Consider the following 20,398-nt stretch of genomic DNA (forward strand, 5'->3'; position numbering starts at 1 on the left):
GCCGCTCTCGAGCGGCTTTTTTTAGTCTTCAATCTTTAAAATTTTTAAGGTATTTTCAGCATAATAGAATTTTTCTAGATAGGCACGGGCACGTTCACGCAAATAGCCCTGATGAATCATCTGCTGAATTATCGGTGTTAGCAATTCATTCAGCTCATATTGAATCAACGATTCATCAATATTCAGATCTCGTAATAACTGATCAAATGTATGTTCCTGATTGCGTACATACCAGGTATAAATCCCGTCATGCAGTTGCTGCTGTATATATTCCGTCTGGCGCATATGATCCCAGATTTCGTGCCCCAAACTTACCGTCTGGTTCAGATCCTGGGTTTCAATATAGTTCTTGAGCACGGACAGCGGCATGTCTTTGATCTTATGCCAAAGATTGGCCTGAAAATGGTATAGCTTGTCATCATCAAAGTGCTGGTTCAGCACATGCTCACTCATTTGGCTAAGTTTTAAAATATTTTTTTGCAAATAACGGGCAACTGTATTGTCCAGACTGGAATCCGTAACATTTTCCAGAACAGATTTTCCCATTTTCATGAAGCGGGAAACGCCCGGAACACTCTTGGCAATCACAGAATTATCCAGATAATCCTGAATCGAATGCTGGATCAGTTGCGTAATCATGGCTGAAAAAGCAGGATTATTCACCACCGCTTTGATCAGGCGCTGACGATGACCACTTTTGCTGGCCACATATTGTGCAATTTTATCAATGGTCAGTACCGGAATGACATCTGCAATTTTGGTCGTATCATTGGCTGGATGAACCAGTGCGAACCGGATATGTTCGGCAATCTGCTCAATTAGAAAAGAACTGGCAGCAGTATCCAGAATCTGCTTTTGTAGTAGCTGATTGATCAGTTCACAGCTCCACAGATCTTTAAGCGTCTGCTTGCGCAACCAGAGATAAAACTCGTGAAACTCGCTTTGAATGGTTTCAGATTGAGAAAATAACTGATCAAGAAAATCAAGTTGAGCATCAATCAACTGCTCAATCATCGGATGTTTCTGCATAACTTCTCTGAAACTTAATTAAAAGGAATGAGTTTATCAGCTAGTGGATTTTTTAGGGTCTGTGTCTTGGCCAGGAAAGGCAAATAATGTTGGGCGACCTGTTTTTCTGCTTCCAGAATCGGCATATGACCAACATTATTTAAAATCACCGGAGTTTCAGCACGTTTTAATAAAGAATATAACTCTTTCACCACTTCGACATTAATAATCCGGTCCTGTTTTCCCCATAGAATCAAGGTAGGCGCTTCCACTGTACGGGTCAGACGGGCAAAGGTATCAGGCGTATACAACCGGTTAAGCATTACCACCTGATCAATCGATTTGCTGGTTTGTTCGGAACGGGCAATCAACAGTTTTTCCTGCGCATGTCTTAACTGGTAAGGCATCGCTGGCGGATTCTGCATTAGCTGTTTGGAGACATCTTCCAGATCACCAGGTTTACTGACAATCAGGTCTTTGAGTGCATGCGGGTCTTTGGTATAAGGCGTATTTCCCATTTTATAGATGCCGGCACTATTCACTAGAAACAGGCTTTGGGTATCGAAAGGGTATTGTGACGCATAGACTGTCGCAATTGAGCCGCCTAGAGAATGACCGGCGACATGCAGATTTTTTTCAATCTTCAGGGTTTCGACAAAGGTACGTAATTGCGAAGTGACATTGGGTACAGACAAATCAAAATCTGCTGGAACCCGGGTATCGCCATTGCTCGGCAAATCTGGAATGATGACATGATAATAGGGCGTCAAAAACTGGGCGACACGATTCCAGTTGTCGCGTGTGCCTGCCAGACCATGAATCAGGATAATTGAGGGTTTGTTTTTTGCACCGCCTTCGCTATAACTCCAGGTCACATCACCGACTTTCAAGGTTTTGGATTGTAGACCCGCCTGAATGCGTTGCTGGCTCAGATAAAGCTGTAAAACTTCGGCAGACTTGGCTTTCGGCGGCGTAAACAGATATTGGCTATGGCTCAGGCTGGATATGCTAAGACCCAGAGCGACTAAAGTGGAATAGATAATTTTTGAGCGCAATTTTATTATTTTCTTCATTAGCACTGTCCCCTGAAAAAACTGAGCAAAAACGCTCAAAATACTTCCGTGTTATCGATTTGCAATTTATAGATGAATCAAATCGTAATCTTTCACTTATTTTAAAGCATTCCTTAATATTGTACATCTGTTAATTATTAGCTGAAGCAGAAAAACTGCCCAAAAAACGTGACGAACTTCACAGAAAAATTCCCAGAACAAGAAATCATCAAAGCGTTAAAAATTTTACAGCTAATTTTTTTTGCAAGTGACATTCAAAAAATCTAGCAGTAAGATATTCCCACTAAAAACATCGATGGTAAAAAAGAATGCTCACAGCTCAGGAAGCTATAGATCGTCTTAAAAAGGGTAACCAGCGCTTTGTCAATGGTGAAACGCAGCATTTAAAATTATTATCGCATCAGCAACGTGCTGAGATGGCAGAAAGTCAGGAACCATTTGCTATTGTTTTAGGATGTTCAGATTCACGTGTACCCGCAGAAATGGTCTTTGACCAAGGGTTAGGTGATCTGTTTGTCATTCGGGTAGCAGGTAATATTGTTGCACCGTCTCAAGTCGGCAGTGTCGAATTCGCAGCAGAAAGTTTTGGCTGTCCGATTGTAATTGTCTTGGGTCATACACATTGTGGCGCTATTCATTCAACAATTGAAGCATTAACCAATCCAGCAACGCCGCCATCTGCAAATCTGATGTCGATTGTGAACCGTGTACGTCCATCAGTTGAAATTCTAATGCAGACTGAACTGAAAGATGACCTGAATAAACTGTCTAAACATGCAGTCCGTTCCAATGTATTTGCTTCAGTAAATCAATTACGTCATGGTTCTGCAGTTCTGGAAAGCCTGATTGCTAAAGGTAAGTTACAGGTGATTGGTGCAGAATATTCACTTGAAACCGGTGAAGTAACTTTCTTTGACTTCTAAGAAAATTTTAAGATTTGATCCAGTTAAAGGCGCCTTAGAGGGCGCCTTTAATATAAGGATAAGCATTATTTAATAAAATAGTTTGGGCTTTGGCATTGGGATGAATGTGATCCTGTTGCATTAGGCCTTTATTGCCAGCGACACCTTGCATAAAGAAGGGTAGTAATTTGACCTTATACTGCTGACTGACCACCTTATAGTTATTTTCAAAAGCCTTGCTATATGCCTGACCATAATTTGGTGGCATTTTCATTCCAAAAACAATGACATTCGCCTTGGCTTTCTGGCTCTGCTGTACCAGAGCTGCTAAATTTTTTTGAATCATTTGGGGTGGCTGCCCACGCAGGCCATCATTCCCGCCAAGCTCAATCACCACAACATCTGGACGGTGAGTCTGCAATAGTTTTGGTAATCTCGCCAGGGCACCACTGGTGGTTTCACCGCTCACACTTGCATTGACCACTTTATGCTGTTTCGGATAGTGTTGGTCCAAACGCTTTTGTAATAAATGTACCCAACCTTGCTGTGGTTGCATGCCATAACCAGCACTTATACTGTCACCCACAATCATAATGGTCTTTGCCGACAGACTAAAAGGAATCAGGCACAGTCCAAAGAATACCAGGCAAGGCAATACACGATTTTTCTGATTTAGATCTTTCATATAGGACACGTATGATTCAAAGCAGCAACGATTCGACCATCATGCCACAAGCGATTATTTCTGCCCAGAAATTGACACAAAAGATACAACTTTCACAAAAACAACTGACTATTTTTGAAGATCTTTCGCTGGAAATTTTGACTGGAGAACAGGTCGCCATTACCGGACGTTCCGGTTCAGGAAAGTCGACTTTACTGGGCATTTTGGCCACTTTGGATCAGGCCAGTGCCGGGCAGTTAAAGGTCTGTGGGGAGCTGGTATCGAGCTTGAATGAAGAACAGCGCGCTTTAGTCCGGCTAAAAAATATTGGCTTTGTGTTTCAGTCTTTCCAACTTTTGCCTCATCTTACGGCACTTGAAAATGTCATGCTGCCTTTGCGTTTACAGCCATATTTTAAATATAGCCATGCTGAACAAAAGGCGCTGGCATTGCTACAAAAGGTCGGATTAGACCGTCAAGCTCAGCAAACACCGAAAGTACTGTCGGGTGGGGAGCAGCAACGTGTCGCCATTGCCCGCGCACTGGTCAGTGAGCCCAAAATCATTTTTGCTGATGAACCGACAGGTAATCTGGACGGGGAAACTGCCCAAGAAATCGAACAGCTGCTCTTTCAGTTGAATCGTGAATTAAGCACCACGCTGATTCTGGTTACCCATGATCCTGATCTGGCCCGGCAATGCCAGCGTCATTTTGAACTGGTCAATGGTCAGTTGATTGAACATGCGAGTGGAGGCTGATATGCAGCATCTGTTTCGTCCTTTACTCAGACAAAGTTTTAATACGACAGGAATTTATCTGCTAATCATCGCGCTGACCTTAGCGATTAGTGCCACAACGGCACTAAAGTTCAGTAATGAACAGATTCAGAACGCCGTTGCTTTACAGGCAGCTGAAATGCTGGCGGGAGATTTGGTACTTTCTGATAATGAGCCGCTAGCTCAGGAATGGCGTGATCAGGCCAGGCAGCTCGATTTACAGCAGTCTGAAGTCACATTTTTCAGTACGATGGCTTATACCAATGATCAGTTTGTCATGGTCAATGTTAAGGCTATTGATCAGGCTTTTCCTTTACGAGGAGAGCTACGGGTTCAACCTGCAGCAGACAAAATCCAAGCGGGGGAAATCTGGCTGAGTTCACGGGCCATGGATCTACTTAAGGTCAAACTGGGTGATGAACTGAATATTGCCGATGCCAAATTTAAGGTTACTGCAAAAATCGAGCAGGATTCGAATCAGGAGCTCGGTTTTTCTGGCTTTTCGCCGACTGTGATTATTGCTCAGTCTGAAGTGGCGCGCACCAATGCGATTCAGGTCGGTAGCCGGATCGATTACCGTTTATTAATGGCAGGCAATCCAGCCGATACCCGGCAATATGAAACCTGGTTCAAGCAGAAGATAAAATCTGAAAATGGGACTTCAGATGAAGCAGATGCTGAGGTTGAGGGGCAAGAACTGGAACAGCAGGGCAGTCTGCGCTTACGTAATGCCAGCGAAGGCAATACCCGTTTAATGAAACCAATTGCCAATCTGGATACTTTTTTGCAACTGGCCAATATTCTCACCATTTTGTTATGCGGGATTGCCATTGCTTTAACTGCGCAGCGTTATGTACAGCAGAATCAGGATCATATTGCCCTGATGCGCTGTATTGGCGCGACCAAAAATCAGATTCTGGCCGCTTATCTGGCTTTGCTAGGTTTAGTGCTTTTAATCGCCATGCTGATTGGTAGCGTAATAGGTGTAGCATTGGGTTATGGCTTATTGCAACTTATGCTACAGCTGATTCCAAACTTGCAGCTTGAGTTTTCTGCTACGGCGATGCTGCTGGGACCATTGCCAATTGCCATGCTGACCAGTGCTGTGGTGTTATTGGGCTTTGTCATGCCAAGTCTGTTTCAGCTCTTGAATACCCCTCCGATTCGGGTCATTCGTCAGCAGGAAAAATCCGTCCATTCGATGTTGTGGATGTTACTGACCGGAACCTTAAGTCTGATTATTTTCAGTGTGATTTTAACGGAAAATATTCTGCTGACAGCTTGGGTGATCGGGGCCATTATCCTGCTCTGTGCCGTACTGTATTTCACGGTCTGGAGTATCTTAAAACTGCTGCGTAATCTGAAATCCAACCTGTCTGCGTATGTGCGGACACCGTATCAGACCGCTTTACAAATTACTGCTTTAGCCCTTGGACTCAGCTTGATCAGTGTGCTGGCTGTGCTACGTACCGACCTGCTTGATCGCTGGCAGCAACAGTTGCCGGAAGGGACACCCAACCAGTTTGTCTATGGTCTGCCGCCTTTTGACATGCCTGACTTAAAAGCTCAGTTAGAACAGAATGGCTGGAAAAGTACACCCTTGTATCCCAATATTCGCGGGCGTCTGGTGGCGAAAAATGATCATCCTTTTGCTGCTGAACTGGTCAAGCAGAGTAATACCTTAAGACGTGAACTGAATCTGACTCAATCGGACCGCTATCCTCAGGATAATGTCATTGTGCAGGGGGAGGCAGGATTGAAACAGCCGGGTGAAGTTTCGGTCGAAGCCAATACTGCACAAGAGCTGGGCATCAAACTGGGGGATAAGCTCAGTTTTAGCTTGCCTGAAGGCATACTCGAAGCCAAAGTGGTGAATCTCAGAACGGTAGAGTGGGAAAGTTTTAGTCCAAACTTCTTCTTTATCTTTGCACCAAATACCATGGATGCTAATGCTGGCAGTTATCTGGGCAGCTTCTATGTACCGGAAACAGATAAAGATAAACTGGTGAATCTGGTTCAGCGGTTTTCCAATACGGTATTTATTGATGTCAGCCTGATTCTGGAAGAAATCAAACGGATTGTGAATGTACTGGTGCAGATCATTACCATTCTGGCTGTGCTGGTCAGCGTATCCGGTTTTCTAGTACTGATGGCCTGTCTAAACCTGCTCATGGATGAACGTAAACGTGAAGTGGCTTTGCTCCGGTCTTTTGGTAGTTCCAAACAGAAGCTGAAAACCATGATGAGTCTGGAAATCGGTTTTATCGGACTATTCGCAGGTATTGTTTCATGTCTGTTTGCAGAAGTGATCAGCGCCATTGCCAGCTATAAGATGGATCTGATCATCGAGCCCCATTGGGAAATCTGGATTATCCTGCCTGTGTTTATGACAGTTTTGTGTACCCTGATCGGGCGTTATCGTCTGAGTTATCTTTCCGAGATTCCGCCCTTGCAAAGCCTGCGTGAGATGAATCAATAAGATTTATCTTGCGGGCTGATCCGCCAACTGCTGTTGTAGCATTTGTAAAATTTCCTGCCAGAGTGGGCGGATCGGTTCAAGCAGGGCCAGATTATATTGATACAGCACGACACAGGCAGCGACGCCGAGCAGTAAGGCAACCAGACTGACCAAACGGCCACGCTGCATTTTCTGACCGAGATACCAGAGCGCTGTTAGTCCGGCCCCCATGATCATGCCGCCAATATGTGCGGCATTGTTAATTCCGCTAATCATAAAGCCCATCGCCAGGTTAAGGCCCATGATCATTACCAGTGTCTTTTTATCCAGAATAAAGGGCTGACGGGGCAACATCGGCAGTAAAGACAGAACAGTCAGTGAGGCACCGAGACCCATGACTGCACCCGAAGCACCCGCACTAACACCCGGCAATAAGCCAGGATTGGCTACACCGCCTTCGATTAAGGCATAGCTGTCCTGGATGCTCATATAACCACTAAGTAAACTGCCCATCAGGCCGGCACAAATATAAAGACCTGTAAAATAGATCCGGCCAAAAATTTGTTCAGCGACACTACCAAAAATATACAGTGCCCACATATTTAACATCAGGTGAATTAAGCCAAAATGAAAAAACATGCTACTAAACAGGCGTATGGGTTCCGCTAAATACGTTAAAGGTGCATAATCTGCTCCCCAGCGAATGGCATCTGGAGAACTGGGCTGTGTGATATCCATACCATTCAGAACCTGCCAGCCAAACAGGCCGACATTGATGCAGATCAAGAGTGCGGTCATCCGCCAGAGCTGCATTTCAAGTTTGCGATGTGTTGTTGGGGGAGAATTTTCAGGCATGCTATTTTTTTGCTGTGATTGTATATTTCGAATAAGCTTAACACGAAAAATTGAATTTTCAGGAGTAACGCGCTGACATGAAAGCCTTTCTGACCCGCACCCTTCTCGTGATTGTCAGTGTGATTTTACTTGTTCAACTGTGGATTTTTGCAAGTTTAGCCTGGTGGCGAACCAATCCGGTGAATACCACCATGATGATGCGGATTGATTATTGGACTGAGTCCTCCAAGCCCATTCAACATCAGTGGCGCCCTTATGATGAAATCAGTACCAATCTGAAACGGGCGGTAGTGACTGCAGAAGATGGAAAATTCATGCACCATCATGGCTTTGACTGGGATGGTATTCAGACTGCGCTCAGCCGTAACAAGAATGAAGGCCGTGTCGTAGCCGGTGGGTCAACCATTTCCCAGCAGCTGGCTAAAAACCTGTTCCTCGTCAACAAGCGTTCATTCCTGCGTAAAGGTCAGGAAGCTGTTGCGACCTGGATGATGGAACGTATGTGGTCTAAAGAGCGTATTCTGGAAGTGTATCTTAACTCGATTGAGTTTGGAGACAATATCTACGGGGCAGAAGCTGCAGCCAAACATTATTTCGGTAAGACTGCAGAGAGCCTGACGCGTGATCAGGCCATCTTCCTGGCAGCGATTCTCACCAATCCAAAATATTTTGAAGATCATCGTAATGCATCAGCCCTAAAAGCACGTAAACGTATGATTCAGCGTTATATGCGCTATGCTGAAATCCCTTAAATAAAAATATCAAGATAAAGCCCAAATATTTGGGCTTTTTTTATGAAAATGTCATTAATTTGAAGCATACTAAAAGCAATAAGCAAGACTTGAAAATAGCGTAGGTTTGATATGAATACGGCAGCCAGTACGACTTCGGCACCAACCGAATATACTTATAATGATCGTTACATTAATCGTGAACTGTCTATTCTGGATTTCCATTTGCGAGTGCTGGAACAGGCGGTCGATCCTCTGCATCCTTTGCTGGAACGCATGAACTTTCTTTTGATTTTTTCACGTAATCTGGATGAGTTTTTTGAAATTCGTGTGGCTGGCGTCATGGAACAACTGGATTTGGGCAATGAAAGTCGCAGTCCGGATGGTTTGACGCCAAAACAAGTATTAGAACAGATTGCCGAAACTGCGCATGCCGCCATTGAACGTCAGTACCGTATTTTAAATGAAGAGATTTTGCCGAAACTGCGTGAGGAAGATATCTGTTTTCTGCGTCGTGGAGAGCTAACACCGGCACAATCGACCTGGGTGAAAAAATATTTTCAGGAGCAGGTTGCGCCAGTTTTAACGCCCATTAGCCTTGATCCGGCACATCCATTCCCACGATTGGTCAACAAATCTTTAAACTTTATTGTGACGCTAGAAGGGAAAGATGCCTTTGGCCGTCAGATTGATCTTGCGGTTGTTCCTGCGCCACGTTCATTGCCGCGTGTGGTGCGTTTACCTGATGAACTGACTGATGGTAAAGAACATCATGTGATGTTATCCGCCATCATTCATGAACATGTGTCTGACCTGTTCCCGGGCATGACCGCGACGGGATGTTACCAATTCCGTGTTACCCGGAATGCCGATCTAGCCTTAAATGAAGATGTTGAAGACCTGGCCAAAGCCTTAAAAGGCGAGCTAAGTTCGCGCCGTTTTGGTCGTGCAGTCCGTCTGGAAGTGACTGAAAATTGTCCGCAGCATATTTATGAATATTTGCTGGAAGAATTTGATCTGGATGAAGACCAGCTCTATAAAGTCGCAGGACCAGTTAATCTGGCGCGATTACTGTCCAACTTCAAACGTCCACATTTACGTTATGATTCACATACGCCAATTCTGCCTAAAGTACTAAAAAAATCTGAAAATGTTTTCAGTGCCATGCAGAAGCAGGATATTTTGCTACATCATCCATTTGAATCTTTTGCTCCAGTGATTACGCTGTTACGTGAAGCGGCACGAGACCCTCAGGTGCTGGCGATCAAGCAGACACTGTACCGCAGTGGTCCAGATTCCGAGATCGTGCAGGTGCTGGCAGAAGCGGCCCGTAACGGTAAGGAAGTGACTGCAGTCATCGAGCTACGTGCACGTTTTGATGAAGAATCCAATATTGCAGTTGCCAACGTACTGCAAGAGGCGGGGGCTGTCGTGGTCTATGGCATTGTTGGCTATAAAACCCATGCCAAAATGATTCTGGTGGTACGCCGAGAAAATAACAAGCTGGTGCGTTATGTGCATTTAGGAACCGGAAATTATCATGCGGGCAATGCACGGATTTATACCGATTATGGCTTGTTAACCACAGACAAAGATCTGTGTGAAGATGTGCATCGTATCTTCCAGGAATTGACGGGAATGGGGAAAATGGCCAAGCTGAAAAAGCTGCTCCATGCTCCATTTACCTTGCATGCCCAGCTCATCAACTATATTGATAATGAAATTGCCAATGCCAAAGCGGGCAAGAAAGCTCAGATTATCGTGAAGGTGAATGCTTTAACTGAGCTGCAACTAATCAATAAACTTTATGAGGCTTCACAAGCGGGCGTACAGATTGACCTAATTATCCGCTCGATTTGCTGTCTACGTCCAGGCTTGCCGGGACTTTCAGAGAATATCCGGGTACGTTCAATCGTCGGCCGTTTCCTTGAACATACACGCGTGTTTTATTTTAGCAATAATGGCGATTCCCGCATTTATTGCTCAAGCGCGGACTGGATGGATCGTAACCTGTTTAATCGTGTAGAAGCCTGTTTCCCGATTGAAGATGAAACATTGAAGAAACGCATTTACCAGCAAGGTTTATTAAATTACCTGAAAGACAATCAGCAGGCCTGGTTGTTACAAGGAGATGGAACCTGGGTGCGTGCCCAAGTTGCAGAAGGTGAACAACCGCATAATGCACAGCGTACCTTGCTGGAAACCTTTAAATAACTCTATGCAAACTAAAAAGGCTGATAATTCAGCCTTTTTTATATTTTGTTAATTTTGAGAATGGATAAATGGATTCTCGAGTTTTTGATAGATTTTACGAATAGCAGCATAAATCTGGTAATCGTGCAGACTTAATCTGTTTTGAATTTCGGCCAAAGTCAGGTCTTGGCTGAAATACTTTAAAATCTGTACTTCAGTCTGATTTAAAAAATGTATTTTTGTTTCCTGACTCACTAAATAACGGGCTAATTCAGGATGTAAATCGGAACCACCTCGTAGGATGATTTTCAGGCTTGCTACTATTTTTGAAACAGGATGCGATGCAATCAGATATCGATCCACGCCAGATGACAAGAATAAATTAATCATTTCAGGTGAATCATCAGCTAAAACTGCAATCAGATGAGGAATCTGGATCCGGGTTTGAACCGTATACAGATGATTGAGTTGGGCTTTCTCATGAATCTCATATAGCACTAGATTGGGAAGATACTGTTCAATATGGGATTGAGCAGACAGATGATCGGTATAGGAGACAGCATATCCGGTTGATAACCGAGCTGTAGCAATGCAAGATCAAGATTAGAAGAGAGCGGTGGTGGATAAGGTTACACCAATAATACGGGTGCGGGCAAAAATGAGGCCAAAGAAATCTTATCCTGAGAGTAATTAATATACAGATGTATTTTGGCTTAACTTAGTCTTAATGCCAATCCCAAGAAATAGGGATTTAATCTTTATATATTATAAATAGTTAAAGTTTGAAAAATTGGTTTTTAGATCATTTTAATTGACTGAATTTATAAAAATTTACTTTATCAGAAGACACAGGCAATAAAAAAAGGAGCAATCTAAGTGCTCCTGTTTTCTTAGGGCTTAATTAAGCTGCATCATGGGCAGTAATTTTTTGCAAAATTTGTAATAACACATCGAATTCGCTTTGTAGCGGTGTGCTCTTACGAGTGACCAACGCCAGAGTACGGCTTGGTGCAGCATTGATTGGATTAATACGCAGATCCGGATTGGCTTTGATCATATTGGTATGCAGTGCAATTTCTGGCAACAGGGTAAAACCAAGATCAGCAGACACCATTTCGATCAACGTCGGTAATGAACTTGCTTTCAGGCGATGATCATTTTTGCGCTCACCAATTGGACAGGCACTCAATGCATGATCACGCAAGCAGTGGCCTTCTTCCAGAAGCATCAGGCGAGACAGGTCCAGATCTTCCAGAGATTTGGCTTGAGCCGCATTCTGGTCAGATTTGTGATGTACCAGATACAGATTCTCTTTGGCAATTTCAGCAACTTTCAGGCTACGGGTATCGAAAGGCAGCGCTAGCACTACCATATCCAGATTACCATGCTCCAGTTTCTCTACAATTTTCTCACTTTGAGCTTCATGTAAATGTAGCTGGATTTTCGGTAGCTGCTGATGCACTTCATCCAGAAATTGCGACAGAATGAAAGGGGCAATGGTTGGAATAACGCCAAGATGCAGATCACCGGTTAATGGTTCACTCATTTCACGACTTAAACGCATTAAGTCCTGAGCATCAGCCAGTAGAACACGGGCACGTGCAACCACTTGTTCACCAAGCGGCGTTAAACGTACATTCTGGCGATCGCGTTCAACAAGAACGCCACCGAGTAAACGCTCCAGCTCCATAATACCGCCAGACAAAGTTGACTGGGTAACAAATGAGCGGCGAGCAGCTTCTGTAAAATGCAGCGTCTCAGACAGTGTTACGAGGTATGACAGCTGTCTTAGGGATGGTAATGCAGCCATAGTGTCCTAATGTTTATGATTTAAAATGATCAGCAAATAATTCGCTAAGATATGGAATAAAATGCGGAGGGATATCATGCCCCATTCCATCAATTAATTCAAATTTAGCCCCTGAAATTGCTTTTGCAACAGCCTTACCATGACTAGGAGGCAGCAATCTGTCACGAGCACCATGAACCACCAGGGTCTCTTGTTGGATTTGCTTATCCAGTTGCAGCAATGAACCTGTACATAATATTGCTAAAAACTGTTGAAGTACACCCGCTGGATGGTAACTTCGCTTATATAGCTTACGGGCGGTCTGAATCGCTTCCAGATGATTCACATAACCCGGCGAGCCAATAATGTTAAACAGTTTCAAGCTATGATCAACAATGCCATCTTCATCTGTGGAAGCGGGTTTGTCAATTAAACTAAAGAGTTGCTTTGGAAAAGGCGGGGGTAACAGTGGCTGGTTATTACTGGTAAACAGTAAGCCCATTTTTTTAACTTTATCAGGATAACGTGCGGCCAGAATCTGGGCAATCATGCCGCCCATAGAGGCACCGAGCACATAGACCTGACCCAGTCCCATTTTTTCAATCAGAAGATGTACATCATCTGCCATATCATACAGTGTATAAGGCGCGCCCTGATTGCCTAAACCCAGTACAAAACGGCTCATCATTTTTAAAGTGTTTAAGCGAGGCTCTTTATGGTGAATCTTGGAAGATAAACCAATATCCCGGTTGTCAAAACGCACCAGATGATAGCCCTGATCAATGAGGGATTTACAGAAGAAGTCCGGCCAGTACAGCATCTGTGCCCCAAGCCCCATAATTAGCAGAATAGTCGGGTGTTCAGGATTTCCTCCGACTTCTACGTGCAATTCGATGCCATTGCCAAGATCGACCTTGGTTTCACGCATGAAAGCGGTATACGGAGAATGATTGAACTGCAGGGCACTATGCATGATATATTTCCTGATTAAAGGACATTTCGCTTAAAAAATGTCCTTTGTATTAAACATCTAAACTGTAGCTGGAATCAAGTCAGGAACCTGCTTGGTCAATGCCAGGCGTTGTTTGGCAGCAGTGGCACCAAGCAGGACAAAACCACGTAAAGTACCGCTGGCATCAAAGGCTTTGGCCAGCATACCGTCATCAAACTCTTCATTTTCCCAAGTTACTTCGACATCAACCGGAGCAGGAAGGACAGTCAATGGCGCAGCTGGGGTTTTGACCGCTACAGGCATCGCTGGATAGTGGACTGCTGTATGTTCACCATTCAATGTTTTAGATAGGGCTCGGGCCTGCTGCATGATTGGCATCACATAGGGCAAAAGCATTCCATTTACTTCCGCACAGTCGCCTACTGCATAAATGTCCGGTTGATTGGTTTCTAGTTTTGTATTTGTCAGAATCCCGCGACTGGTGTGAATATCGGCTTCTTTTGCGACAGAAATATTCGGCTGTAAGCCCACAGCAGACAGCACCACATCAGCAACTACCGACTGGCCATTGGCAAGTGTGACCAGATAATCACCATTTTCAACTTTAGAGACTTTTTCGACTGTTGTCCCCAGTACAAAATGAATGCCCGTCTCTTCAAGATTTTGCTGGAAAGCATCTGCGACATGAGCTGGTAATAAGCGACCTAAAGGCTGGGGTGCTAGATCAATCACGGTGACCTGATGATTAGTATGCTGCAAGTCATTGGCAAATTCACAGCCGATCAGGCCTGCGCCTAGAATCACCACACGTTTATCTTCACGGGCTGCCAGATTATGACGGAAAGCTTTATAGTCAGTCAGGTTATTCACCATATGAATATCGTCGCTCGCATCACCAGCAATGGCCAGGCGTACTGGATTAGCACCCACAGCCAGCACCAATTTAGAATAATCCTGTGAGCTTTCCTGACCGTCTTTTTCTAAAGTGAGCTGATGCTGTTCAGGATGAATCGCTTTGACCCAAGTGTTTTTTTCGATGCACATTTTCAGCTGCGTTGACATTTTTTCTGCATCACCCAAAGGGATATGTTCTGGTGCTTTGTTTCCTGCTAAAGCATTAGAAAGCGTAGGTTTTGCATAATTAGTCGCATCATCAGCACAAATCATGAAAAGTTCATGGTCTGGGTTGAGTTTGCGAAACTCACGTGCAACAGCATAACCCGCCATGCCCGAACCAATGATGACGATAGGATGCATACGATTCTCCATGCTTTTTTAAATTAGTTTTTTTCAGGTATAAAGGACATAAAAAAGACCATTCAATATGGTCTTTAAAAGAACATGATTAGATTTCAATCATTTCAAAATCGACTTTAGAAACACCACAATCCGGACAAGTCCAGTCATCAGGAATATCTTCCCATTTGGTTCCAGGAACGATTCCGTCCTCAGGCCAACCTTCTGCCTCGTCATAAATCCATCCACAAACGATGCATTGATATTTTTTCATATAACTCTCCAAAACTGACCAACTGTAGCTGTCAGCTTAAAATCCACAAATGGCAAGACCCTAAAGAATATGACTTTTAATAGTAAACATATTTGGCTAAATTTTTACGCAGTTCTATTCATAAAGTAAAGCGAATAAAAGTTTAATCAGTGAAATTAACAGCAGAAAGGTCAGTCTCTAGATATTTCATTACTAGAAATATATTTAAGGTTAGGCAAAGAGTTGTATTTTTAGTTTTATAAACACTCTTCTGGCTTAGATTTTAAGTTGTAGACCAAAGTCGGGCAGAAAATATGATTAAAATCAGATAACTTAGACTCAGCAAAGTCTTTATTAAATATTTTTAAAATAAATTTAGTTATGTAAATCAATTGCTTATTATTGTTTTTTGCTTTATTATTGCACAGTCGTTGTTGTTACACATTGTTAATTTAGTTTAAAATTCAGCTATTCCCTTCCTTGTTTAAAGATCTCCCATGAGCAATTTGTCTACTACTCTGTGGTCTCACATTCGTACTGTCCAGAATTTTCCAAAACCAGGCATTTGTTTCTTCGATTTGACTCCATTATTCATGAATAATCTGGGGCCATTAACTGAGGCTTTGATTGCCAGCATTCCTGAAGAAAAGCTAGCTGAAGTAGACAGCTTTGTGGCAGTGGAAGCACGTGGTTTTGTGCTGGCAAGCCTGTTGGCGCAGCTTACGGGCAAAGGCTTATTACTGGTTCGTAAAGCAGGTAAATTGCCGCCTCCAGTGGTAGGTGTAGGTTATAGCCTTGAATATGGTCTGGACCGTCTGGAAATGTCTGCAGAAGTTCAAGGACAAAAAGTGATTATTGTGGATGATGTTCTGGCAACTGGCGGTACATTAAAAGCAGTACATGAGTTGGCTGAAAAATGTCAGCATCAGGTTCTAGGTGCGAGCATCTTCCTTGATCTGCCAGATTTACACGGTGAATTAGGCTTGGACATCTGGTCAGTACTTGACGATAAATCTCAGCCTGAAGCTGCAGTTGCTTAAGTCTGGATGATCAAAAAAGCCCCAACTATTGGGGCGTTTTTATTGCCGGATAAAATGATATTCAATTTCCTGAATCAGGTCGTTAATCTGTTCGGGATATTCCAGACGATGATGACCACCTTCAATGACATGAATTTGCATATAATCTTCAAGCTGTGCTTGTGCTGCATGCATATCCAGAATTTCATCACCTAATTCCAGATAGGCCATTTGCGGAATATCATGCTGCAAATCACTGTCACAAATCGCAGGATAATCATCGCGGAAATTCGGTTGTAAACTAGGATTCGCGATCACACAAGGGATCTGATGAGCTTGTGACATTTTTAGCGCCCAATAACCGCCCAGACTGTGTCCGACCAGAATATCCGGTTTAATGGTTTCAACCATTTCGTGGTAGAAATCGGCTACCGACTGGTAGCTCAGATTGCGATAATCCACATCTATACAATATTTATGCATTGAATCAATTGCATGAAATTTCGTGGACTGTTTTGACGAATCCAAGCCATGAAAAAACAATATTTTAGACATATTTTTACTCATTTTTATCGGACATGGCAAAGTCGTGGTCAGGGTGTTAAAACACCACCTTCTAATATGGTCATTATTGTAAAACGTCTATTTTGAGGAAGCAGTTAGCTATTGGTCTAAGCTGATACTGGATATAAAGGCATAATTTGTGCAGAAGGTTGGGATCTTGGACTTTCATCTAATAAAAGTTTGGCAATATTTTAAAAAACCAATCATAAAATTCGAAACTGAAAATAATGCAAATCATTTGCCTTTAAGAATTTCATATATCCAGAAATTTTTCTCAAGAAAAGCCGCGTGTGGGAAGTCTTTACGCTACGATTTGATGCAGATTTCTGCTATTCTATGCAACTTCTATTTTTTAACTAATCTTATCCGAGGCAGAGATGACGCAAAATAACGCTCAATCGACTTCTGAACAAATCATTTCCGAAAACGATTTAATTGCACAGCGTCATGCCAAGTTAAAGCAGATTCAAGACCACGCAAAAGAAACTGGTGTTAGCCCATGGCCAAACACATTTAAACGTGAACATTATGCGCAAGACTTACAAGACCAGTTTGCTGATAAATCTAAAGAAGAAATTGAAGCTGGCGAACACGTTCATGTAAAAGTAGCAGGTCGTGTGATGTTGAACCGCGGTTCATTCATCGTGATTCAGGATATGACCGGTCGTATTCAGCTTTATGTTCCACGCAAAGAGCTTGAGCCAGAAGTACTTGCAACGATCAAAGGCCTAGATCTGGGCGATATCATTGCAGTTGAAGGTTATATCGGTCGTTCTGGTAAAGGTGACCTGTATGTTCATATCGAACATTTTGAATTACTGACAAAATCATTACGTCCACTTCCAGACAAGTTCCACGGTTTGACTGATACTGAAGTGAAGTATCGTAAGCGTTATCTTGATCTGATCGTGAATGAAGAAACCCGTAAAACTTTTGAAGTTCGTGCCAAAGTTGTTGCCGGTATTCGTAGTTTCCTGAATGACAAACGTTTTATGGAAGTTGAAACCCCGATGATGCACGTGATTCCAGGTGGAGCATCTGCGCGTCCATTTGAAACGCATCATAATGCGCTGGATATGCCATTGTTCCTGCGTATTGCACCTGAGCTTTATTTGAAACGTCTGGTTGTGGGTGGTTTCGAGCGCGTATTCGAAATTAACCGTAACTTCCGTAACGAAGGTGTTTCTACTCGTCATAACCCTGAATTCACTATGATCGAATTCTACCAGGCGTATGCAGACTACAAAGATCTGATGGAATTGACTGAGCAAATGCTGGAAAAACTGGCAATTGATATTCTGGGTACCACTGATGTGCCTTATGGCGATGAAGTCTTTAGCTTCAAAGGGCCATTCAAGAAAATTTCAATGTTTGATGCCATTCTTGAGCACAATCCACAGTTCACTCCAGAAAATGTCAATGACAGTGAGTTCCTGGCAAAATTTATTCAGGACGAACTGAAAGAACAGGTAAAACCAGGTTTTGGTCTGGGTAAACTGCAAACAATTGTGTTTGAAGAAACGGTAGAAACTCAACTACGTCAGCCTACATTCGTGACTGAATATCCAGCAGAAACTTCACCATTAGCACGCCGTAATGATCAAAACCCGCATATTACAGACCGTTTTGAATTCTTTATCGGTGGTCGTGAACTGGCAAATGGTTTCTCGGAATTAAATGACCCGATTGATCAGGCTGAACGCTTCCAGGCGCAGGTCGCTGAGAAAGATGCGGGTGATGATGAAGCAATGCACTATGATGCTGACTTCATTGAAGCCTTGGAATATGGTCTGCCTCCTACAGCAGGTGAAGGAATCGGTATTGACCGTCTGGTGATGATCTTTGCGAATGCTCCAAGTATCCGTGATGTAATCTTATTCCCGCATATGCGTCATAAACACTAATGACTTATTCGAAAAAAGGCAGTTTTTAAAACTGCCTTTTTTATGTGTTCAGTATTTATTTTAAATAAAATTAAAAACCAGCATTATTTCATTCTATTTTTTACATTTGTGATTTCATTTTTGTATTTCTATCTCATTTCTTGAAGCGATTTTTTATTTTAAAAGTCAATTAAATCTAGGGTTTCATATTATACTGATACAGTTTCGCCATTGAATATTGTTTTTGAAATATCTATGGTTAGGCAAAAATAAACTTGAGAATATTGATCCCATGTTTCTAAAAAAACCATTATTAAGTGCACTTCTTACGACGCTTTCGCTTCCTGTTTTTGCTCAAGGGCTGGTTCTGAATGATGCAAATCTTCGTACTGACTTGAACTGGTTAAACCAGCAAGGGGTGATCCAGATCAGTACCTCGACCTGGCCGCTCAGTGGGGATGAAATTCAACGTGCTCTATCCAATGCACAAGTGAGTAACAAAGTACAACAACGTGTTATTGATTCAGTTCTGGCAAAATTAACAGCAGACAATCAGCAGCTCAAAGTAGGCTTATTTGCGGAAAGTGATCCAAAAGATATTCCTCAAGCCTTTGGCGATCAGCAAAAGGCACAATTTCAGGCAGCTTTAGAGTTTAATGCAGGTGGCGAAAACTGGGATGCCAAGATCCGGGTTAATGCCGAAAAAGATCGACAAATTGAGAATGATCAGGATGTAAATCTGGAAGGATCTTATCTAGCAGGGAAACTCTGGAATCAATGGCTGATTGCTGGCCAAATTCCGACCTATTGGGGTCCAGGACATGATGGCAGCTTGATTCGTGGCGATGCTAGCCGCCCAGTATATGGTTTTATGGCACAGCGTGCAGAACAAACCGCTTTTGAAACTAAATGGCTGTCCTGGATTGGACCGTGGCAATATCAGGCTTTTGCAGGACAATTGGATGATTATACTGCCGTTCCAGATGCCAAACTTATTGGTCTTCGTGTAACTGCTCAACCTTTATCTTACTTGGAGCTAGGTGCTTCTCGTGCGGTTCAATGGGGGGGGGAAGGACGTCCTGAAAGCTTAAGTTCATTATGGGATGCTTTTGTCGGGAATAAAGATAATGGTGGTACGGGTAAACCTGACCCATCAAACCAGATTGCTGGTTTTGATGCACGTCTGAATCTGTTTCCTTTGACACAGGTGCCTATAGGCTTCTATGGGCAATATGTTGGTGAAGATGAAGCAGGTAGCCTCCCTGCGAAGAAAATGTATCTGGCTGGGATAGACTATTCTGCAACTGTAAGAAATATGCCATATCAACTTTATACAGAATGGGCAGATACACGGACTAACGGCAAGGTGCGCGGTATTTCTTATAGCCATACCAATTATACTGATGGCTTTTATCAGCATGGTTATCCGTTGGCACATCCTTTAGGTGGTGATGCGCAGATGGTTTCAGTAGGTGGTGATATCCGTGTTGATCCGATGAACCGCTTATCAGGACGGGTATTGTTTGCTGAAGTCAATCAGTCTGCACGTGCAAGTGCAAATAATGCTGCTTTTGCTTTTGATGATGAAATTAAAGCATTAGATGTCACCTGGTCGCATTATATTCGTCCAGAAATGCCACTTAAAATTAATGCCTGGATAAGTGACTCAGATGTAAATGGTCAGGATGGCGGTGCTTCTATTGGAATTGAAATTCCATTAGAAAAAAGCCTGTTCAAATATTAATATTCAAGAACCAACAACAAAATCCTGCTCATCTGGCAGGATTTTTTTATATTTTCAAAAATTACAGACAAAAAAAACGCAATGATTGGGGTTGTCATTGCGTAGAAAAAGGAAGTTTCTTTTAAAACTAAATCAAGATTAACTGTGGAGAGAGTTAAATTTGATTCCTTACTATATGTAAGTATATTAGGACTCATTCTCATGTGACTCATCAGTATTCATGTTAATAGATGTTAAGTAAGGTTAAAACTATGAAGAATCTGTGTGGAAACGTGCCTTATTTTTGCGCATTTTGGAC

At 42.9% G+C, this 20,398-nt stretch carries 18 protein-coding genes; 8 read left to right on the forward strand and 10 right to left on the reverse strand.

What is annotated here, in order from left to right; all coding sequences use genetic code 11:
• Positions 1 to 21: 21 nt before the first annotated feature.
• Positions 22 to 1,029: a hypothetical protein gene (locus tag ACWM1W_RS04090; protein WP_208462450.1), complete on the reverse strand. Its 1,008-nt coding sequence runs from the start codon at positions 1,027 to 1,029 to the stop codon at positions 22 to 24.
• 14 nt (positions 1,030 to 1,043) lie between these two features.
• Entirely contained in the window at positions 1,044 to 2,081 is a 1,038-nt protein-coding gene (locus ACWM1W_RS04095; RefSeq protein WP_005234575.1) for an alpha/beta fold hydrolase, read from the reverse strand.
• A gap of 308 nt (positions 2,082 to 2,389) precedes the next feature.
• On the opposite strand from ACWM1W_RS04095, the gene ACWM1W_RS04100 reads away from it, so the two are divergent.
• Positions 2,390 to 3,004 carry a carbonic anhydrase gene (locus tag ACWM1W_RS04100; protein ID WP_004783034.1) on the forward strand — a complete coding sequence of 205 codons (615 nt, stop codon included), beginning with the start codon at positions 2,390 to 2,392 and terminating at the stop codon, positions 3,002 to 3,004.
• A 34-nt stretch (positions 3,005 to 3,038) separates the two neighbouring features.
• Here ACWM1W_RS04100 and ACWM1W_RS04105 read toward each other — a convergent pair whose 3' ends face one another.
• The gene (locus tag ACWM1W_RS04105; protein ID WP_208462449.1) at positions 3,039 to 3,668 is read right to left on the reverse strand and encodes an arylesterase; all 630 of its coding nucleotides are present in this window, start codon (positions 3,666 to 3,668) and stop codon (positions 3,039 to 3,041) included.
• Between the two features lie 11 nt (positions 3,669 to 3,679).
• On the opposite strand from ACWM1W_RS04105, the gene ACWM1W_RS04110 reads away from it, so the two are divergent.
• Positions 3,680 to 4,405: an ABC transporter ATP-binding protein gene (locus tag ACWM1W_RS04110; RefSeq protein ID WP_208462448.1), complete on the forward strand. Its 726-nt coding sequence runs from the start codon at positions 3,680 to 3,682 to the stop codon at positions 4,403 to 4,405.
• Position 4,406: 1 nt separating this feature from the next.
• Positions 4,407 to 6,902 carry an ABC transporter permease gene (locus ACWM1W_RS04115; RefSeq protein WP_375725712.1) on the forward strand — a complete coding sequence of 832 codons (2,496 nt, stop codon included), beginning with the start codon at positions 4,407 to 4,409 and terminating at the stop codon, positions 6,900 to 6,902.
• A gap of 3 nt (positions 6,903 to 6,905) precedes the next feature.
• Here ACWM1W_RS04115 and ACWM1W_RS04120 read toward each other — a convergent pair whose 3' ends face one another.
• The gene (locus ACWM1W_RS04120; RefSeq protein WP_208462446.1) at positions 6,906 to 7,736 is read right to left on the reverse strand and encodes a rhomboid family intramembrane serine protease; all 831 of its coding nucleotides are present in this window, start codon (positions 7,734 to 7,736) and stop codon (positions 6,906 to 6,908) included.
• 77 nt (positions 7,737 to 7,813) lie between these two features.
• On the opposite strand from ACWM1W_RS04120, the gene mtgA reads away from it, so the two are divergent.
• Together mtgA and ppk1 are read left to right on the forward strand one after the other, a co-directional pair.
• Positions 7,814 to 8,488, forward strand: coding sequence for a monofunctional biosynthetic peptidoglycan transglycosylase (mtgA, locus tag ACWM1W_RS04125; protein ID WP_005234581.1), 675 nt, complete (start codon positions 7,814 to 7,816; stop codon positions 8,486 to 8,488).
• Positions 8,489 to 8,599: 111 nt separating this feature from the next.
• A complete protein-coding gene (ppk1, locus tag ACWM1W_RS04130) occupies positions 8,600 to 10,681 on the forward strand; it encodes a polyphosphate kinase 1 (RefSeq protein WP_005234583.1) in 2,082 nt (693 codons plus the stop codon).
• A 48-nt stretch (positions 10,682 to 10,729) separates the two neighbouring features.
• On the opposite strand, the gene ACWM1W_RS04135 is transcribed toward ppk1, so the two are convergent.
• The 5 genes from ACWM1W_RS04135 to rubA form a co-directional block, all read right to left on the reverse strand.
• Positions 10,730 to 11,158, reverse strand: a complete 429-nt coding sequence (locus ACWM1W_RS04135) for a DNA-binding response regulator (RefSeq protein ID WP_228301721.1) — start codon at positions 11,156 to 11,158, stop codon at positions 10,730 to 10,732.
• A 403-nt stretch (positions 11,159 to 11,561) separates the two neighbouring features.
• Positions 11,562 to 12,470 carry a LysR family transcriptional regulator OxyR gene (gene oxyR / locus ACWM1W_RS04140; RefSeq protein WP_005234587.1) on the reverse strand — a complete coding sequence of 303 codons (909 nt, stop codon included), beginning with the start codon at positions 12,468 to 12,470 and terminating at the stop codon, positions 11,562 to 11,564.
• Between the two features lie 13 nt (positions 12,471 to 12,483).
• Positions 12,484 to 13,422, reverse strand: coding sequence for an esterase EstB (gene estB / locus ACWM1W_RS04145; RefSeq protein ID WP_034170437.1), 939 nt, complete (start codon positions 13,420 to 13,422; stop codon positions 12,484 to 12,486).
• A gap of 57 nt (positions 13,423 to 13,479) precedes the next feature.
• A complete protein-coding gene (gene rubB / locus ACWM1W_RS04150; protein ID WP_208462445.1) occupies positions 13,480 to 14,658 on the reverse strand; it encodes a rubredoxin reductase RubB in 1,179 nt (392 codons plus the stop codon).
• A gap of 88 nt (positions 14,659 to 14,746) precedes the next feature.
• Entirely contained in the window at positions 14,747 to 14,911 is a 165-nt protein-coding gene (rubA, locus tag ACWM1W_RS04155; RefSeq protein ID WP_034170439.1) for a rubredoxin RubA, read from the reverse strand.
• A 476-nt stretch (positions 14,912 to 15,387) separates the two neighbouring features.
• Here rubA and ACWM1W_RS04160 point away from each other — a divergent pair, with 476 nt between their 5' ends.
• Entirely contained in the window at positions 15,388 to 15,930 is a 543-nt protein-coding gene (locus tag ACWM1W_RS04160) for an adenine phosphoribosyltransferase (protein WP_034170440.1), read from the forward strand.
• A 39-nt stretch (positions 15,931 to 15,969) separates the two neighbouring features.
• Here the strand turns inward: ACWM1W_RS04160 and ACWM1W_RS04165 are convergent, their stop codons facing one another.
• Positions 15,970 to 16,464, reverse strand: a complete 495-nt coding sequence (locus ACWM1W_RS04165) for a YqiA/YcfP family alpha/beta fold hydrolase (RefSeq protein WP_208462444.1) — start codon at positions 16,462 to 16,464, stop codon at positions 15,970 to 15,972.
• Positions 16,465 to 16,850: 386 nt separating this feature from the next.
• Between ACWM1W_RS04165 and lysS the strand changes: the two genes are divergently transcribed.
• Entirely contained in the window at positions 16,851 to 18,377 is a 1,527-nt protein-coding gene (lysS, locus tag ACWM1W_RS04170) for a lysine--tRNA ligase (protein WP_175967059.1), read from the forward strand.
• A gap of 271 nt (positions 18,378 to 18,648) precedes the next feature.
• Positions 18,649 to 20,100: a capsule assembly Wzi family protein gene (locus ACWM1W_RS04175; RefSeq protein ID WP_375725713.1), complete on the forward strand. Its 1,452-nt coding sequence runs from the start codon at positions 18,649 to 18,651 to the stop codon at positions 20,098 to 20,100.
• The last annotated feature ends 298 nt before the right edge of the window (positions 20,101 to 20,398 follow it).

This window comes from Acinetobacter sp. TW_SC_4 (assembly GCF_054861205.1).

Bases quoted from the DNA above. Each gene is read 5' to 3' on its own strand.
- rubB (WP_208462445.1), bottom strand. From the start codon at position 14,658: ATGCATCCTATCGTCATCATTGGTTCGGGCATGGCGGGTTATGCTGTT.
- lysS (WP_175967059.1), top strand. From the start codon at position 16,851: ATGACGCAAAATAACGCTCAATCGACTTCTGAACAAATCATTTCCGAA.
- ACWM1W_RS04090 (WP_208462450.1), bottom strand. From the start codon at position 1,029: ATGCAGAAACATCCGATGATTGAGCAGTTGATTGATGCTCAACTTGAT.
- ACWM1W_RS04110 (WP_208462448.1), top strand. From the start codon at position 3,680: ATGATTCAAAGCAGCAACGATTCGACCATCATGCCACAAGCGATTATT.
- ACWM1W_RS04115 (WP_375725712.1), top strand. From the start codon at position 4,407: ATGCAGCATCTGTTTCGTCCTTTACTCAGACAAAGTTTTAATACGACA.
- rubA (WP_034170439.1), bottom strand. From the start codon at position 14,911: ATGAAAAAATATCAATGCATCGTTTGTGGATGGATTTATGACGAGGCA.
- ACWM1W_RS04100 (WP_004783034.1), top strand. From the start codon at position 2,390: ATGCTCACAGCTCAGGAAGCTATAGATCGTCTTAAAAAGGGTAACCAG.
- ACWM1W_RS04160 (WP_034170440.1), top strand. From the start codon at position 15,388: ATGAGCAATTTGTCTACTACTCTGTGGTCTCACATTCGTACTGTCCAG.
- mtgA (WP_005234581.1), top strand. From the start codon at position 7,814: ATGAAAGCCTTTCTGACCCGCACCCTTCTCGTGATTGTCAGTGTGATT.
- ACWM1W_RS04095 (WP_005234575.1), bottom strand. From the start codon at position 2,081: ATGAAGAAAATAATAAAATTGCGCTCAAAAATTATCTATTCCACTTTA.
- ppk1 (WP_005234583.1), top strand. From the start codon at position 8,600: ATGAATACGGCAGCCAGTACGACTTCGGCACCAACCGAATATACTTAT.
- ACWM1W_RS04120 (WP_208462446.1), bottom strand. From the start codon at position 7,736: ATGCCTGAAAATTCTCCCCCAACAACACATCGCAAACTTGAAATGCAG.
- ACWM1W_RS04105 (WP_208462449.1), bottom strand. From the start codon at position 3,668: ATGAAAGATCTAAATCAGAAAAATCGTGTATTGCCTTGCCTGGTATTC.
- estB (WP_034170437.1), bottom strand. From the start codon at position 13,422: ATGCATAGTGCCCTGCAGTTCAATCATTCTCCGTATACCGCTTTCATG.
- oxyR (WP_005234587.1), bottom strand. From the start codon at position 12,470: ATGGCTGCATTACCATCCCTAAGACAGCTGTCATACCTCGTAACACTG.
- ACWM1W_RS04165 (WP_208462444.1), bottom strand. From the start codon at position 16,464: ATGTCTAAAATATTGTTTTTTCATGGCTTGGATTCGTCAAAACAGTCC.
- ACWM1W_RS04175 (WP_375725713.1), top strand. From the start codon at position 18,649: ATGTTTCTAAAAAAACCATTATTAAGTGCACTTCTTACGACGCTTTCG.